The sequence below is a fragment of the Streptomyces sp. NPDC091280 genome (assembly GCF_044768565.1).
Taxonomy (GTDB): Bacteria; Actinomycetota; Actinomycetes; order Streptomycetales; family Streptomycetaceae; genus Streptomyces.
Window position 1 is genome coordinate 17,005 of sequence record NZ_JBIVUZ010000013.1, and the last position, 15,674, is coordinate 32,678.

Genomic DNA, 15,674 nt, shown 5'->3' on the forward strand with positions numbered 1-15,674 from the left:
CTGATCACCGACTCGTCGTCGGCAAGTGCCCTTCAGCCCCAGGCGTAGCGTAGGTGGCATGACGACGTACGGATCCTTTCCCGGCTCGCGGCCCCGGCGGTTGCGGACCAGCCCCGTCATGCGGCGGATGGTCGCCGAGACCCGGTTGCACCCGGCCGACTTCATTCTTCCGGCGTTCGTGCGGGAGGGGATCGGGGAACCGGTGCCGATCGAGGCGATGCCCGGGGTCGTGCAGCACACGCGGGACAGTCTGAAGAAGGCCGCTGCCGAGGCGGTGGCCGCCGGGATCTCCGGGATCATGCTGTTCGGGGTGCCGGAGGAGAGCAAGAAGGACGCGTTCGGGACCCCGGGGACGGATCCGGACGGCATTCTCCAGGTCGCGTTGCGGGACGTGCGGGCCGAGGTGGGGGACGAACTCCTCGTCATGTCCGACCTGTGTCTGGACGAGACCACCGATCACGGGCACTGCGGTGTGCTCGACGAGCAGGGGCGGGTCGACAACGACGCCACCCTTGAGCGGTACGCCGAGATGGCCCAGGTGCAGGCCGACGCCGGCGCTCATGTCGTCGGGCCCAGCGGGATGATGGACGGGCAGATCGGGGTCGTCCGGGACGCGCTCGACCAGATCGGGCGGGAGGACGTGGCGATCCTCGCGTACACCGCGAAGTACTCGTCCGCGTTCTACGGCCCCTTCCGCGAGGCCGTCGGGTCCTCGCTCAAGGGGGACCGCAAGACGTATCAGCAGGACCCGGCCAACGCCCGTGAGTCGCTGCGGGAGTTGGCGCTCGACCTCGAAGAGGGCGCCGACATGGTGATGGTGAAGCCGGCGGGCCCCTATCTGGACATCCTCGCGAAGGTCGCCGACGCCGTGGACGTTCCCGTCGCCGCGTATCAGATCTCCGGCGAGTACTCGATGGTCGAGGCCGCCGCCGAGAAGGGCTGGCTGGACCGGGACCGCGCGATCTTCGAGACGCTGACCGGGATCAAGCGGGCCGGGGCGCGGAACATCCTCACCTACTGGGCGGTCGAGGCGGCCCTCAAGCTGCGCGACTGAGCGGGAGAGCGGTGCACGACTGACCGTCCGCCGACCGTCCGCACAGCCCTCAACGCGAGGGCTGTGACGGCTGTGCGGACGGCGTGGGGGTCGTGCCTGAGGGGCCCTCGTCGCGTACGCCCATGCCGTCCTTGCAGCCCGTGAGCAGCAGCGCGGCGAGCACGGCCGCCGTCGCGCCGGCCAGGACGCGGGCGCGGGCACGTGCACGGCCACGGACTCGGGCGCGGGCGCGGGTGGTGCGGTCGGGCATGGGTCCCCCTGTCGGAGCTGTCGGAGCTGTCGGAGCTGTCGGAGCTGTCGGAAGCTGTGCGAGTTGTCGGAGTGAAGCGTCGTCCGGTGCAGCTTGGGCGGTCCCGTCCCGCCTCCGCTACGGCCCGCGCCGGATTCGGGACGCCCGGACCGTCCCGCCGCGCTGACCTGCGGGGACGCCGTCCCGTTCGGGCCCGGCACGGGACGGTTTGAGTGCGCCGGGCCCCCTTCCTGCGACTTGGGCACCATCAAGTCCCGCAGGGAGTTAGGTTGTTGACCACTGGACCCACTCTCCTGGGAGACCTGCATGCCCGGTGACGCCCTCAGCCAAGATCCCGCCGAGCTGAGAAGGAGGATCGACAGCAGCAAGGCGCACCCGGCCCGCGTCTACGACGTCTTCCTCGGCGGAAAGGACAACTACCCCGTCGACCGCCAGGCCGCCGCCGCCGCGCTCGCCGCCAACCCGCGCGGTTATCTCGACGTCCGGCACAACCGCGACTTCATGCGCCGCGCGGTGACCCGGCTGTCGCAGGAGCACGGTGTGCGCCAGTTCCTCGACATCGGCACCGGGCTGCCCACCGCGGAGAACGTGCACCAGATCGCCCAGGGCATCGCCCCCGAGTCGCGGATCGTGTACGTCGACAACGACCCGGTGGTCCTGGCGCACGCCCGCGCGCTGCTCACCAGCACGGACGAGGGCCGTACCGACTACATCGACGCCGATCTGCGCAGCCCGGCCGACATCCTCGAACAGGCCGCCAAGACCCTCGACTTCAACGAGCCGATCGCGCTGCTGCTGGTGGCGATCCTGCACTTCGTGGAGGACGAGGAGGCGTATCCGCTGGTGCGCGAACTGGTGGATGTGCTGCCGTCCGGGAGCCATGTCGTGCTCAGCCATCTCACCGACGAGATGCATCCGATCCCGAGCCGTGCGGTCCAACGGACCTATACGGAGCGGGGGTTCACCTTCGTGTTCCGTTCGAAGACCGAGGTCGAGCGGTTCTTCACCGAGGCCGCCGGGGTCACCCTGGACGAGCCGGGTGTCGTGCCCGTCCACCAGTGGCACCCCGGTCCGGCACCGGCGCCTCCGGCGGTGGAGCAGGCGTACTTCGACAGCCTCGACGACATCGAGAAGATCACCTACCGGGACATCAACGACGTGACGGACGACGACATCAACGTCTACGGCGCGACCGGCACCAAGGCCTGATCCACGCAAGGGCGACCGTCCGGATCGCGGAAACCTGTTTGTAGACGGCAGGTACTTTCCTACGCTGCGGAGATGACCCTCACCGAGCCAGTCCGCGCCTCCCGCGCCCCGCTTCCGCCGCTCGCCGCCCGGGCCCGCGTGATCGGCGGTTCGCCGGTCCGGGACATCCTCGCCGTCACCGCCCGCCCCGAAGTGATCAACTTCGCGGGCGGGCTCCCGGCTCCCGAACTCTTCGACGCCGCCGGTATCGCCGCCGCGTACCAGGCGGTCCTCGCCGAGACGCCCGCGCGGGCGCTCCAGTACGCGACGACCGAGGGCGAACCGGTGCTGCGCGCCGCGCTCGCCGCGCGTACCGCCGCGCGCGGGCTGCCCACCGAGGCCGACGACCTCCTGGTGACCACCGGTTCGCAGCAGGCGCTCTCGCTGCTCGCGACCGCGCTGCTGGAGCCCGGGGACGTCGTGCTGGTCGAGAACCCCTGTTATCTGGCGGCACTTCAGGTGTTCGCGTTCGCCGGAGCGCGGGTCGTCGCCGTGCCCGGGGACGAGAACGGCCTCGATCCCGAGGCGCTGGAGGAACTCGTCGTCCGCGAGCGGCCCAAGCTGCTCTACACCGTGCCCACCTTCCAGAACCCGACCGGCCGTACCCTGCCCGCCGACCGCCGGGCCGCGGTCGCCGCCGTCGCCGCGCGGCGCGGCCTGTGGATCGTGGAGGACGATCCCTACGGCGAACTCCGCTTCGAGGGCGAGCGGTTGCCGTGGATCGCCGCTCACGAGGGCGCGGCGGACCGTACGGTGCTGCTCGGTTCGTTCTCCAAGGTGATGGCGCCGGGGCTGCGGCTGGGGTGGCTGCGGGCGCCGACATCCCTGCTGCGGGCCTGTGTTGTCGCCAAGCAGGCCGCCGACCTGCACACCCCGACCGTCAACCAGCTCGCCGCCGCACGGTACTTGGCGGACAACGACCTCGACGCGCATGTCGCCCGGGTGGCCGCCGTGTACCGGGAGCGCCGGGACGCCATGCTCGCGGGGCTCGCCGACTCCCTTCCCGAGGGGTCGAGTTGGGAGCGTCCCGAGGGCGGCATGTTCCTGTGGGCGCGGCTCCCGGAGTCCTACGACACGACGGCACTGCTGCCGGGCGTGGTGCGCCACGACGTGGCCTATGTGCCGGGTGCGCCCTTCCACGCGGGGGAGCCCGACCGCTCGACGATGCGGCTGTGCTTCGTGACGCAGACTCCGGCGGAGATCGGGGAGGGGCTGCGACGGCTGCATCGTGCTTTCATGGTTGGGTAGGTCCGGTGGACCGGTGAACGACCTTGTCAGCGCGATGAGTTGAGCAGGCTGCTCGGCTCCGGAAGGAAGTGTCATGGCACCGGTGCTGGTCGGGCGTGAGGGTCCGCTCGCGGGAGAGCGCATCCCGATTGTCGACACCCGCGTCACCTTTGGGCGCAACGCGGGGAACACGGTCGTCATCGCCAGCCCGAGCGTCTCGCGCTTTCATGCGGAGATCGTCTTCGACCAGGACCAGGGCTATGTCCTGAGCGACTGCGGCAGCAGTAACGGTACGCAGGTCAACGGTGCGGAGATCGAGTCGCGGCTGCTTCAGGCGGGGGACGAGATCACCATCGGGGACCAGGAGTTCCGCTTTGAGGTCGCGGACGCCATGCAGACCCTGATGGCGCTCAACCTTCCCCGCTCGGTGACCCACCCGGAGGAGAGCGACGGCTCGGTGCTGCGGGTGACCGTCGTCGGCGGTGGTCCGGTGGGGCTGTCGATGGCGCTGCTGCTGGAGCACTTCCTCGGGGCGCAGGTCAAGGTCACGGTCTACGAGGGCCGTTGGCGTCGGCAGGGCCGTACCGTCGTCTGGAAGGGCGCCGACGAGGGGAATGTGCGGCGCCAGCAGGTGGTGACCGTGCAGAGCCGGCAGTACCTGGCCTGGCCGCAGTACGTCCAGGACCGGCTGTTCGACCCGGAGAACTACACCGAGATGTGGCCGTCCGGCCCGGACTCGATCGGCGACCACCATCCGCGCAACATGCGGATCGCCTACATCGAGGACCGGCTGCTGGAGCTGGCCAACGAGAAGCGCGAGCGAATACGGCTGATCCCCGCCAAGTTCGACGCGGCGGAGCAGCGGGACGAACTCGCCTCGCAGCATGTGCTGGCCATCTGCGACGGCGGGCGGTCGCGCACCCGGGAGCACTTCGCGGGCCGGTTCGGCAAGGCCGACGAGTCGATCTACTCCCTCGACGGCGTCCACCTGCGGGACGTCGTCCTCGGCCTGCGGGTCAAGTCGGAACTGCCGGACCCGATGGCGATCCTGCTGACGGTCGCCCAGAACCGTTTCCTGCTCAACTCCCTGCGCGGTGAGGGCTTCCTCAACATGCGGCTCACCGACGCCGAGTTGGCGGAGGTCATCGGCATCGACCCGGTGCGCCGGGTCTTCGAGGAGTGCATCGCCTCCCGCCCCTGCCTGATGAACCGCGACGAGCACGGCGACTTCCAGTGCGCCACCCACGGCACGCTGTTCCTCCCCGCCCTCATCAAGGGCTCGCCCCTGTGGAAGCGGGTGCACGAGGGGCTGCGGCTCTTCGACGTCAAGTCCCAGGACCTGTCCGCGGTCACCAGCTTCCGTCTAGACATGGTGCAACGGCCGCGTTTCTCCGCCGAGTTGCTGCCGCCGACCGTCAACACCCCCGGCACCTACGGCTTCCTCCTCGGCGACGCGGCCAACTCCATCCACTTCTGGCCCGGCCGGGGCCTCAACAGCGGTCTGGCGTCCGCGATCTCGCTGTCCCGCTCGCTCAACAGCGCCTGGAACGGACGCCCCTTCCGGGACGCCGACTTCCTGCGGCACGAGGCCGCCATGTCGATGCTCCAGTACCGGCACAAGAGCCGCGCGTGGAAGGCCATGGTCACCACCGACGACCAGGGCGTCACCTGGGCGATCAAGGACATCATCGACCACGGCATCGACGGCATCACCGAGGAACCCGACCGCGAGGCCGACACGGCGACCCTGCTGGCGCGCATGGGCGCCATCCGCGACCGCCTCGCCCCCCGCCTGTCCGGCATGCCGGACGACGAGGCGATCCTCGAACGCCTCGGCACCCTGGAGGACCGCACCCTGCGCATGCTGGTCCTCAGCGGCGCGTGGGACACCCTGACCATGGGCGGCGAGGAGGTCGACATCGACATCTTCTACGGCCCCGACTCCTCGGCCGCCGCGGCGGCGGTGGAGGCACTGGAACCGGCCACCCAACAGTGAGTCCCGCAGCAGTGAGTCACCCAACAGTGGCCACACAGCGGTGAGTTGTGGTCACTGGGGCAGCAGCAACTGCCCGCCGTCGATGTCGTAGGCCGCGCCCGTCAGCGCCTCGTTGCGCATGACGTGCACGGCCAGGGCGGCGACGTCCGCCGCGCCGACGACCCGGCCGATGGGGAGCGAGGCGCGGAGCTGTTCCCGGCGCGCGTCGAGCCGGTCGCCCAGGAGCGCGGCCGACATCGGGGTGTCGACGAATCCGGGGGCGATGACGTTGACCCGGACCGGGGCCAGTTCGAGGGCCAGGTTCGCGGTGAGGGCGGGCAGGGCGGCGGTCATCGCGGCGATGACGGACAGGCCGACGCCGGGGCGGCGACCGCCCGTGCCGCCGATGAACAGCAGCGTGCCCCCGGCCCGGACCCGGCTCCCGCCGTGCTGCGCGATCCCCAGCACCATGGCGAGGCGTTCCCCGAAGTACCGGCCGGCCTCCGCCGGGTCCAGATCGGCCAGCGGCCCGTACAGGGGGCCGCCGACCGTCGACAGGACGTGGTCGACCGGGTGGGGCAGCTCGGCGAAGAACTCCCGGACCCGGTCCGTGTCGAAGGCGTCGAGGATCGCCGTGCTCAGCGGCCCGACCTCCGCAGCCGCGCGCTCCAGCCGCCGCGGGTCCCGCGCCGCCATGACCACCTGGCCCCCGGCGGCCCGGACCTGGCGCGCGGTTTCGAGCCCGATGCCCGAGCTGGCCCCGATCACGACGACGGTCTGACCGGCCAGCTCCAGCGGCCGGTCGGGCACGCTCGCACTCATCAAAGCCTCCGCTGGGCGACACGACACACGACACACGACACAGTGGACGGGGGGACGGGGGGACGGGGGGACGGGGGACAGGCCTCCCGAACGTATCCCGGGTCACCGGCCCCCACCACCGGACACCGACACCGGAGTGCCGTGCCGCCTCGGCGCCTCAGGGCCGGGTCAGTCCCACCAGAAGTGCCAGGTGGGCCGGTCGATCAGCTCCCGGGCGTACGCCTGCGGGTCGCCGATGTCGTCCGGGCAGAAGGCGAAGTGCTCGGCGGCCACCTCCTCGGCCTCCTCCAGGTCGGCGGGCGGCGCCGCCACGGACAGGGTCAGCCAGTCGAAACCGAGGGCCACGACCCGTATGCCGAAGCGGTCCTCCCAGGAACGCAGGACCGCGCACAGGCGGGCCGTGTCGTTCTCCTGGTTGACGGGGCCCCTCCAGCCGATCGCCGCGGGGACGTCCGCGCTGCGGCGGGCCGGTACCAGGGCGACATGCGGTGCCTCGAACCCCGGGCGACCACCCGTCAGGGAGTCGGCGACCTCGGCCGCCCGCTCGTCGGGATCGGCGACCAGGGCGAGCGGTTCGGCGAGGCCGGGCCACTCGTCGCCCTCGGCCGTGTACTCCGCCCAGAACTCTTCCAGCACCTCGTCGGCGTCGTGGTCCCCGGGATACGACATCTCGTCCGGGCGCAACTCCCATCGCTCCGGGCCGCCTTGGTCGCCGTTCACGTCGATGAGCAGCGGGAGGAGCCCGGCGGCGCGCGCGGACCGCAGCGTGTCGTAGTCACCGGGCTCCGCCGGTCCGGCCGCGCACCACAACAGCGGTTCGTCCGCGGTGCCTTCGGCCGTCGCGTCGATCAGTCTCCCGACAGGGAGCTCAAGCCCGAGCGAGCCACCGCTCGGGTCGGCCGCCAGCTTCGGCAGCGGATTGGGAAGAGTCGCCATGCCCGAGACTGTAGAGCCGCCCACTGACAGCCGGGCCCTAACGGGTGGCGGTGAACGCCGCCCAGGCGGAGGGGGCGAGTTGGAGCGTGGGGCCGCTGTCGTCCGGGTTCTTGGAGTCGCGGATGTGGATGGTGTGGGGGCAGGTGGCGACTTCGACGCATTGGCCGCCTTCGTCGCCGCTGTAGCTGGACTTGCGCCAGGTGTAGGCGACTTCGAGGCACTCGCCGCCTTCGCTGCCGCTGTAGCTCGACTTGAACCACTTGAGTGCGGTGCTCATTGATCTCCTAGCAGACGGTCCAGCAGGCCGAGGGACTCTTGCTTGGAGAGGGCCTGCGTCCGCAGCATCGCATACTTGCGCGCAAGGAAGGACACCTCGTCTGCGTCCGAGACCCATTGGCTGCCTCGCTGTCCTTCGACGTAGGCGAGGTGCTGGTGAAGTGGGGTCTCCAGGAGGACGAAAGGGCCGTCGAGCCCTGCGTGCGAGGGGCTGTCCAGAGGCAGGATTTGCAGTGTGAGACCTGGGAGTTCGGCGATCTCTCGCAGGTGGAGCAGTTGCTCCCGGCGCACCTGCGGACCGCCGACGCGAATGTGCAGCACTGGCTCCCACACCACGAAGCTGAGGGTTGGCGGATACTTGCGCTCAAGGATCTCCTGGCGTTTGACTCGGCCTGCTGTCTTGGTCTCGATCTCGTCCTCGTCATATGCCGGAACACGCTCGCGCAGAACGGCTCGTGCGTATGCCTCGGTCTGAAGGAGTCCAGGCAGGACGTTGCTGGCGTAGAAGGACAGCGATACCGCCTCACCCTCTTGTTGCATGTACTGCTCGGCATACAGAGGAAACTGGTCGATTTCCGGCAGATTCTCGACCCCTGCCTCCAACGTGCCCTTGGTGTCGAGGATCCGGTCCAGCGTGCTGGCAAGGTCCGGCATCAACCGGCGCCGCCCCTGCTCGACCGACGCGATCGTCTCCTCGTCGACCAACGCCAGCTCGGATAGCTGGCGTTGGGTGTAACCGGCCGCCCTGCGGGCCGCTTGGAGTTGTTTGCCCAGCATCCGCATCGTCGAGCGGTTCTTCTTGGAGTTCATGCTGTGGTGCTCCCCATGTCCACCCGTTCCGGACCCCACACGGACCCGTACTCCGCCCGTACAAAAACGGATACGGCCCTCACGCCCTGTCAACAGTAGTGACGCTCCGCAACTCTTGTCCCGTGAACCCGAGTGAGAAGTTCTTCCGGCGCGAACGCCGGTCCGTGCCCGCCGCCAGGCGCTTCGCGCACGCGTTCCTCGCCGAGTGGGGACTCGCCGAAGCCGAGCGCGGCGGCGATGTACTGCTGTGCGTCAGCGAGTTGGCGACCAACGCGCTGGTGCACGGGGTGCCGCCGGGGCGTCAGTTCCGGGTGTTCCTGTGCTACGACGGCCGGGTGCTGCGGGTCGAGGTGCACGACAGCGGGGGCGGTGTCCCGCACGTGGGCCGGGCCGAGGACGGCGACGAGGGCGGGCGCGGGCTGCTGCTCGTCGCCGCGCTCGCCGACAAGTGGGGTGTGGGGGAACGGGACTTGGGCAAACTCGTGTGGGCCGAGTTCGAGTGCGCCGAGGCACCTGCCGAGGCGGCGACCGCGTTCTAAGCTGGATGTACGGCGAAGGAGCGGTCTCGGGGGCGATGTCGTGCTGCACATGCCGCTACACCGGCAGTTCCGGTACATCCATGAGCCGCTTCCGGCCGGTGACGCGGCCATTCCGGCGCTCGGGCACGAGGCGTTGGTCGAGGCGCTGAAGGAGCGGCTGACCTATTCGCACGGCGGCGCCTTTCTGGTGAGCGGCTTCCGCGGGGTCGGCAAGTCCACCCTGGTGCTGCGTGCGCTGGCGGAGACCATGGGCGCGTGGGGCGGCGGTGACGAACTGCTCGTGGTGCACCTGAACGTGGCGCGCGCCATGACGACCGACCAGTTGCTGTTCGCCGTCGTCCGGCGCATCTTCGAGTCCCTGGACGACCGGGATCTGCTGGCCCGGCTGCCGCGCGAGGTGCAGCGTTCGCTGCTGCTGGCGTACTCGCGGACCTCGCTGTCGTTCACCCAGACCCAGTCGGAGAGTTCGGAGCGGGCCACCTCGCTCGGGCTCTCCCCGCAGCACCGGCTGGCGCCCACGATGAGCTTCAGCGGCCGTAGGACCAGGTCGCAGGCGACGGAGGCGGCGTTCCTCGCCTACTCCGAGACGGACGTCGAGCACGACCTGGTCCGGATCGTGCATCTGCTCAACGGCATCGAGGGCCGGCCCTACCATCAACATCGGCGCGGCCGACGGCTGTTGAGACGTCGTGGACGGGAGACGGCGCGGCTGCGGGTGCATCCGGTCGTCGTCCTCGACGAGGTCGACAAGCTCACCGACAACAGACCCGAACCGATCGCCCTCTTCGAAGCGCTGCTGGGCCGCATCAAGAACGTACTCACCGCACGCGGCGCCCACTTCATCGTGGTGGCCGGCCCCGATCTGCACGACCGCGCCCTCCAGGACTCCGACCGCGGCAACGGCGTCTACGAGAGCGTCTTCGGATGGCGGATGTACGTCCCCTGCCTCTGGGACGCGCCCGACCGGCTCGTACGCGGACTGGTGCAGGCGGGGCAGAACGGCTCAACACCCCGGCCGGACCAGGGTGGTTGGGGCCCACCGGCGCTCGCTCCCGCCCCTGTTCCCCTCCCCTACGGCCCCGACGTCACGTACGCCCTCTCGCGGGCGGACCTGGACGAGACCCGGCTCGCCCGCTTCATCAGCTACCTCAGCTTCAAGGCCCGTGGCGTCCCGCGCCGGCTGCTCCAGGAGTTCAACTCCGTGGTGGCGTGGGAGGACGGCTCACCCGTGCTGAGCGTGGCGGAGGAGGAGTGGGCGCGGATCGACTTCTACGCCCGGCTGGAGGCGGTCGTGTCGCAGACGATCACCGCCGTCGGGTCCAACGGCTCGGCCGCGCCCGTCGCGATCGACGGCGACCGCAGACGGCTCGGCGGGTACCACGTCGTGGACTGGGCGCTGCGCAGCGAGGGCAGACCGTTCACCTCGACCGACGTCACGGGCCCGGAGGGGATCGATCCGCTGCTGCACATGACCCCGCCCGCGGTGGAGCGGCTGCTGCGCCATCTGGTGCGGGCGGGCATGCTCGACGTGGTGAGCGAGCCGGGCCGGCCCAACGCCACGCGGTACGGCGGGGCCGAGTCGGCGTTGGCGTACTACAAGCTCTCGGACACCTACAAGCGCCAACTGGCGCGCTTCGTCCACAGCAGCGAGAGCGAACGCGCGGATCTGGGGATCGTCTCCCCGCCGCCGGGCCCGGGGCCCTACGACCCGACCGCGGCCGGCACCGGCGCCCCGTGGCCCTTCGTCCCGCCCGGTGCGGACGCGCGCCGGGCCGGTGCGGACCCGGCACCGATCGGCCCGCCGACCACCGCCCCGCCGGGCACCGGGCCACTGGGCGCCGCCCCGCCGACCACCATGTCGCCGGGCACCGGCCGGATGGGCGCCGCCCCACCGGACGCCGCTCCGCCGGACACCCCCGACCCCACCACGCCCGCCGTCGGGGTGCTCGCCGAGCGCTACGAGATGTCCAGCCTCCTGGGCCAGGGCGGGATGGGCGCCGTCTACCGGGGCCTGGACCTGCTCACCGGCCGGGCCGTCGCCATCAAGGTGATGCACCGCTCCGCGCGCAACGACGAACGCATGGTGGCGCGGTTCCAGCGGGAGGCCGAGGTGAGCCGGCAGCTGAACCACCCGCAGATCGTCCGCACCCTCGACGTCCTGGAGTCCGCCGGCACGGAGCCCGCCCTCATCATGGAACTGGTCGAAGGGCCCTCGCTGCACGACGTGTTGAGCGAGCGCGGCGCGCTCCCGGTGGGAGCGGTCGCGCGGATCGGCCGCCAACTGGGCGAGGCGCTCGCCTTCATCGACAGCATGGGCATCTCCCGCATCGACCTCAAGCCGAGCAACGTCCTGCTCCATCCCGAGCGGGGCGCCGTGATCATCGACCTCGGCATCGCCCGGCCGCAGATCGACGACCGGGACGTCACCCTCGTCGGAATGGTGATCGGGACACCCGGCTACATGGCACCGGAACAGGCGCTCGGCAACCCCGCCGACATCAGGACGGACATCTACACCCTGGGCATCCTGCTGTACCAGTGCCTGTCGGGCGCCCAGCCGTGGAACGCGTCCTCGGCGCACGAGGTGATCTACGAGATCGTGCACACCGACGTGTCCGTGGACGCCCTGCTCGTCTCGGACGAACTCCGCTCGCTGCTCGGCCGGATGCTGTCCCGCTCCCCGGCGGCCCGCCCGCAGAACCCCGAACGCTTCCTGGAACAGCTCGCCGCGACACCGGAGGCCCAACAGGAGACAGACCTCGAAGCGCCGGTCGGAGCCCGACGACCCTGACCGCCCTAACGCCCCAACTTCCCGCGCACCCGCCGCACTTGACGGCTGTCCACCACCGCGTCGAGGAAGCGGCGTCCGCCGCCCGCCTCGTAGGCCGGGCCCTCCACGCGCAGCACCGTCCCGTCCCGGACGACGGCGTAGGCCAGCGGCTTGGCCGTCTTGGGGAGGTTGACCGGGTGGCGGCCGGAGGGGAGTTTGAGGCGGGCGGGGAGGCGGAGGTAGGCGGTCGTGCCCTCGGGGGTGGGCAGGAGGTCGGCCTGGACCGAGAGGGTCGCCACTGTGACCTTCACGCGGGCGGGGGCGGCGGTCGGTGTCGTCACGATGTACGGCAACGGGATGGAGCGTTTGCCGCGTGCGGTGTTCTGCGCGGCGGCCGGTGCCGTGTCCGGGCCGAGTCTGCGCAGCCGCTGGTCGACATCGAGGGCGAGTTGGCCCTTGACCGTCCAGTACGGAAGGGCGAGCCGGCCGCCGGTCAGCGCCGGGTCCGCGGCCGGGCTGCCGGTGCCGCTGTCACGGGTGGTGACCCGCACCATTCGGTCCACGCCCAAAAGTTGGACGTACGCCCACACGTCGTGCACGCCGCGCTCCAACGGCCGCCCGCCCGCGAGCCGTTCGGGGTCCAGACGCAGACGGCCGGAGGCGATCACCTGCGAACGCCCGTCCCCGAGGGACTTCAGTCGTACGTTCAGGTCGCCCTCCGGGTACCACCAGTCCTCGCGGTCCCGGTCCTTGACGATCAGTTCCGCGTACGCCCGCCGGAATGGGTCCGGTACCTCCCAGCCGTCCTCGGTCCCCGGCACTCCGGCGATCAACTCCGGATCCAGCCAATGTTTTCCCGCCCGCTCGACGAGTACCAGGGGTTCGCCGTCCTCGCGCAGCAGATCCAGCGTGACGTCAGCAACCAAGAGGCCGTCTTCCCAGCTGAGTTCGCCGACCTCGCTGCGGACCTTCACCTCGCGGACACGCTCCGCGAGGGCGACGGCACCGTCGAAGTCGCCGCGTTCCAGCAATTCCGCGCGCAGTCGTGACACGGCGGGGAGACCATCGCGTACGGCTGCCGGGAACTCCTCGACCGCCACCTCCCGCGCCGCCGCGAACCGTTGCCGCTGCTCCTCCGGATCCTCACGGAGGATCTCCGGCTCGCGGGTGCGAGAGAGGATCTCCACGTGATAGAGACGGTGGAGGAGCCGGTTCTGCAGCGCGTCGATGTCGTCGGACGCGGACGTGCCGTCCTTGATCTGACGCACGATGGTGCGGGTGTTCGGCCAGAAACCGTGGCGTGGGTTGAAGCGGTGCTGGGTGTTGTTGCCGCCGTCATCCCTTTTCATCCAGTAATAGACCGGATAGTCGGCAAGGATAGAAATGCGTTCCGCTTTGAGATAAGCGGCGCTGACGAAGGCCAGATCCTCAAGAATCCATGGTCCTTCCGGAAAGCGCAGCCCGTGCTCCTCGACGAACGCCCGCCGGAACATCTTGTGCGGCGACATGCTCTGCGTCAGCTCGTCGTTCTCGATCGTGCAGGAGTCCACCGTGTGCCGGAACAGCCGCCTCGGCCGCACCATCGTGCTGGACATCTTGCCCAGGACCACATCGGCGTCGTTCCGCTTCGCGTGCTCGTACAGTCGCTCAAGGGCCTCGGACCCGAGCGTGTCGTCGTGGTCGACGAACTGGATGTACTCGCCCCGGGCGTGCCGCATGCCTAGGTTGCGAGGGGCGCCGGGCCAGCCCGAGTTGGGCTGTGTGTGCACCTGGACGTTGGGGTGCCCGGCCGCGATCTTCTCCAGGCGGCTCAGGGTGTCGTCCGTCGAGCCGTCGTCGACGTAGATGACCTCGTACTCGTCGGCGGGCAGGCTCTGCCCTAGCAGCGACGGTGCGCACTCGTCGACGTACTTCCCGGTGTTGTAGACGGGGACGATCACGCTGACTTTGACTCTCGGCATTCCACGGACCTTACCCGGCGGTGAAACCATGGTGAACTGAAGCTTGCCGACTTGCCTTGAGATGTGAGGGGTGCGGCTTTCGCCCTGGAGGCGGGGTTGGTCACACTCTGTGTGATTGCTATGTACAGTCGGTTCCTGAAATGGTCTTGACGGTCTTTATTTAACTCGTATTTAGTCTCCTCTTACGTCATTCACGGGGTCGTCTTACCTTGGCGCCCTTGTAAGGCCAACGAGGGGTGGGGTGTGCGTACGCGTACGCATGTAGCCGGGGGGCTGGCCGGTCTGGCCGGTCTGTTCCTGGCCGCGATGGGGGTCGTGACACTGGCATCGCCACCGGCGGTGGCGGCCACGTGCACGGCGGGGACGGCGAACGACTTCAACGGCGACGGCGTGACCGACACGGTGCTTGCGGACCCGGATGCCACGGTGAACGGAGCCAAGCAGGCAGGACTCGTCCGAGTGGTCCTCGGGGGCGGCAAGGGGGTGTCCGAGATATCCCAGGCCACGCCAGGGATGTCCGCGACGCCAGAGGCAGGTGACGGCTTCGGAGCCGCCTACGACACCTACGATGCCGACGGCGACGGCTGCACCGACCTGGTGGTGGGAACACCGACCGAGGACGTCGTGAAGGACGGCGTCAACCTCGTCGACGCCGGGGCGGTCTACGTCATCCACGGCATGCCCACCGGCATCGGTGCGGGCTCCACGATCGAGGGATACACCCAGACCGCCTTCAACTCCAAGAGCACCACCGAGGCGTACGACTGGTTCGGCTACGCCCTGGAGGCGGGCACGAACGCGAGCGGTACGCCGTATCTGGTCGTCGGGGTCCCCGGTGAGAACGTCCCCGTGGGCAGTACCACTTACGCGGACGCGGGCTCCATCGAGTACCGGCAGGGCACCACCACGATCGGCATCACCGAGAAGGACCCGGGAGTGCCCGGCGATGTCGAGACGAACGACAGGTTCGGCTACTCGCTGGCCGGGACCAACCGCTACTTCGCGGTCGGCAGCCCGGGAGAGGCCATCGGTGACGAGGAGTTCGCCGGCGGGGTGGCGGTCTTCAGCCACACTCTCTCGGATGGCATGCCCACGCCACTTCTGGGGTTGGATCAGAACAGCGCCGGGATCTCCGGCGTGGCGGAAGCCGGTGACGGCTTCGGAACCTCGGTCTCCGTCACCGGCTACCGGCCCAGCGACCAGACGTACAACTCCGATGTGCTGCTCGCCGTCGGAGTGCCGGGCGAGGACATCGGGACATTGGCGGACGCCGGCGGTGTCACGGTCGTACGGGTCCAGCCATCCGGCGCGTACACCCAGGTTGCAGCGGTCGACGGCAACGCGACGGACGCCGAGGGCGACGCGGCCGCCGGTGACTTCATGGGCCAGCGGGTGGCGATCGCCAATACCGACACCAGCGTCGTGACCGTCTCGGCGAACGTGCGCCTGGCCGTCGGTGAGCCGGGCAAGGACACGGCCACGGTCAAGGACGCGGGCGATGTCCACATCTACCGGCCACTCGACGCGAACATCGGCGCGGCCGACAAGGTGCTGACCCGGGGCTCGGGGCTGCCCGGCTCAGCGACGGCCCGGGACTACACCGGTATCGCGCTCGGGGCAGGCAACACCAACCTCTACGTCGGCGTGCCGTACAGCAAGGCCTCGGACACGTCCAAGGGCGTCCTCTACGTCACGCGTTGGACGGACGTCGACGGCACCACGAGCGTCGGCACCACCACCTACCAGCCGGGCACGGGCGGTCTGCCGGACACCGGCGCGGCGCTCGGGGCGATCCAATGAGAAGGC

The 15,674-nt window shown here is 69.9% G+C and carries 13 protein-coding genes; 7 read left to right on the forward strand and 6 right to left on the reverse strand.

The features are described from left to right. Positions 1-58 precede the first annotated feature (58 nt). Positions 59-1,054: a porphobilinogen synthase gene (gene hemB, locus ACIQPR_RS34645; protein ID WP_403656550.1), complete on the forward strand. Its 996-nt coding sequence runs from the start codon at positions 59-61 to the stop codon at positions 1,052-1,054. A 49-nt stretch (positions 1,055-1,103) separates the two neighbouring features. Here the strand turns inward: hemB and ACIQPR_RS34650 are convergent, their stop codons facing one another. Beyond that, positions 1,104-1,304: a hypothetical protein gene (locus ACIQPR_RS34650; protein WP_403656553.1), complete on the reverse strand. Its 201-nt coding sequence runs from the start codon at positions 1,302-1,304 to the stop codon at positions 1,104-1,106. Between the two features lie 306 nt (positions 1,305-1,610). Between ACIQPR_RS34650 and ACIQPR_RS34655 the strand changes: the two genes are divergently transcribed. The 3 genes from ACIQPR_RS34655 (at position 1,611) to ACIQPR_RS34665 (ending at position 5,775) form a co-directional block, all read left to right on the forward strand. Beyond that, positions 1,611-2,513 carry an SAM-dependent methyltransferase gene (locus tag ACIQPR_RS34655; protein ID WP_403656556.1) on the forward strand — a complete coding sequence of 301 codons (903 nt, stop codon included), beginning with the start codon at positions 1,611-1,613 and terminating at the stop codon, positions 2,511-2,513. A 72-nt stretch (positions 2,514-2,585) separates the two neighbouring features. Then, positions 2,586-3,800 (forward strand): PLP-dependent aminotransferase family protein, encoded by a 1,215-nt coding sequence (locus ACIQPR_RS34660; RefSeq protein WP_403656559.1) that lies wholly within the window; start codon positions 2,586-2,588, stop codon positions 3,798-3,800. A 73-nt stretch (positions 3,801-3,873) separates the two neighbouring features. After that, positions 3,874-5,775, forward strand: coding sequence for an FHA domain-containing protein (locus ACIQPR_RS34665; RefSeq protein ID WP_403656562.1), 1,902 nt, complete (start codon positions 3,874-3,876; stop codon positions 5,773-5,775). A gap of 51 nt (positions 5,776-5,826) precedes the next feature. On the opposite strand, the gene ACIQPR_RS34670 is transcribed toward ACIQPR_RS34665, so the two are convergent. The 4 genes from ACIQPR_RS34670 to ACIQPR_RS34685 form a co-directional block, all read right to left on the reverse strand. Continuing rightward, a complete protein-coding gene (locus tag ACIQPR_RS34670) occupies positions 5,827-6,576 on the reverse strand; it encodes an SDR family oxidoreductase (RefSeq protein ID WP_403656565.1) in 750 nt (249 codons plus the stop codon). A 168-nt stretch (positions 6,577-6,744) separates the two neighbouring features. Further along, positions 6,745-7,512 carry a DUF4253 domain-containing protein gene (locus tag ACIQPR_RS34675; protein ID WP_403656568.1) on the reverse strand — a complete coding sequence of 256 codons (768 nt, stop codon included), beginning with the start codon at positions 7,510-7,512 and terminating at the stop codon, positions 6,745-6,747. Between the two features lie 37 nt (positions 7,513-7,549). Continuing rightward, positions 7,550-7,789 (reverse strand): DUF397 domain-containing protein, encoded by a 240-nt coding sequence (locus tag ACIQPR_RS34680; protein WP_403656571.1) that lies wholly within the window; start codon positions 7,787-7,789, stop codon positions 7,550-7,552. Further along, positions 7,786-8,598, reverse strand: coding sequence for a Scr1 family TA system antitoxin-like transcriptional regulator (locus tag ACIQPR_RS34685; RefSeq protein WP_403656574.1), 813 nt, complete (start codon positions 8,596-8,598; stop codon positions 7,786-7,788). The genes ACIQPR_RS34680 and ACIQPR_RS34685 overlap by 4 nt, the downstream gene beginning before the upstream one ends. 122 nt (positions 8,599-8,720) lie before the next feature. Here ACIQPR_RS34685 and ACIQPR_RS34690 point away from each other — a divergent pair, with 122 nt between their 5' ends. After that, positions 8,721-9,137, forward strand: coding sequence for an ATP-binding protein (locus ACIQPR_RS34690; protein ID WP_403656577.1), 417 nt, complete (start codon positions 8,721-8,723; stop codon positions 9,135-9,137). Between the two features lie 49 nt (positions 9,138-9,186). Then, positions 9,187-11,928 (forward strand): protein kinase, encoded by a 2,742-nt coding sequence (locus ACIQPR_RS34695; protein ID WP_403656580.1) that lies wholly within the window; start codon positions 9,187-9,189, stop codon positions 11,926-11,928. A 5-nt stretch (positions 11,929-11,933) separates the two neighbouring features. Here the strand turns inward: ACIQPR_RS34695 and ACIQPR_RS34700 are convergent, their stop codons facing one another. After that, the gene (locus ACIQPR_RS34700; RefSeq protein WP_403656583.1) at positions 11,934-13,868 is read right to left on the reverse strand and encodes a glycosyltransferase family 2 protein; all 1,935 of its coding nucleotides are present in this window, start codon (positions 13,866-13,868) and stop codon (positions 11,934-11,936) included. A 243-nt stretch (positions 13,869-14,111) separates the two neighbouring features. Here ACIQPR_RS34700 and ACIQPR_RS34705 point away from each other — a divergent pair, with 243 nt between their 5' ends. Beyond that, positions 14,112-15,668 carry a hypothetical protein gene (locus ACIQPR_RS34705; RefSeq protein WP_403656585.1) on the forward strand — a complete coding sequence of 519 codons (1,557 nt, stop codon included), beginning with the start codon at positions 14,112-14,114 and terminating at the stop codon, positions 15,666-15,668. Positions 15,669-15,674: the final 6 nt, after the last annotated feature.

Coding starts and splice junctions, on each gene's coding strand:
- hemB (WP_403656550.1), top strand. CDS start 59: ATGACGACGTACGGATCCTTTCCCGGCTCGCGGCCCCGGCGGTTGCGG.
- ACIQPR_RS34650 (WP_403656553.1), bottom strand. CDS start 1,304: ATGCCCGACCGCACCACCCGCGCCCGCGCCCGAGTCCGTGGCCGTGCA.
- ACIQPR_RS34655 (WP_403656556.1), top strand. CDS start 1,611: ATGCCCGGTGACGCCCTCAGCCAAGATCCCGCCGAGCTGAGAAGGAGG.
- ACIQPR_RS34660 (WP_403656559.1), top strand. CDS start 2,586: ATGACCCTCACCGAGCCAGTCCGCGCCTCCCGCGCCCCGCTTCCGCCG.
- ACIQPR_RS34665 (WP_403656562.1), top strand. CDS start 3,874: ATGGCACCGGTGCTGGTCGGGCGTGAGGGTCCGCTCGCGGGAGAGCGC.
- ACIQPR_RS34670 (WP_403656565.1), bottom strand. CDS start 6,576: ATGAGTGCGAGCGTGCCCGACCGGCCGCTGGAGCTGGCCGGTCAGACC.
- ACIQPR_RS34675 (WP_403656568.1), bottom strand. CDS start 7,512: ATGGCGACTCTTCCCAATCCGCTGCCGAAGCTGGCGGCCGACCCGAGC.
- ACIQPR_RS34680 (WP_403656571.1), bottom strand. CDS start 7,789: ATGAGCACCGCACTCAAGTGGTTCAAGTCGAGCTACAGCGGCAGCGAA.
- ACIQPR_RS34685 (WP_403656574.1), bottom strand. CDS start 8,598: ATGAACTCCAAGAAGAACCGCTCGACGATGCGGATGCTGGGCAAACAA.
- ACIQPR_RS34695 (WP_403656580.1), top strand. CDS start 9,187: ATGCCGCTACACCGGCAGTTCCGGTACATCCATGAGCCGCTTCCGGCC.
- ACIQPR_RS34700 (WP_403656583.1), bottom strand. CDS start 13,868: ATGCCGAGAGTCAAAGTCAGCGTGATCGTCCCCGTCTACAACACCGGG.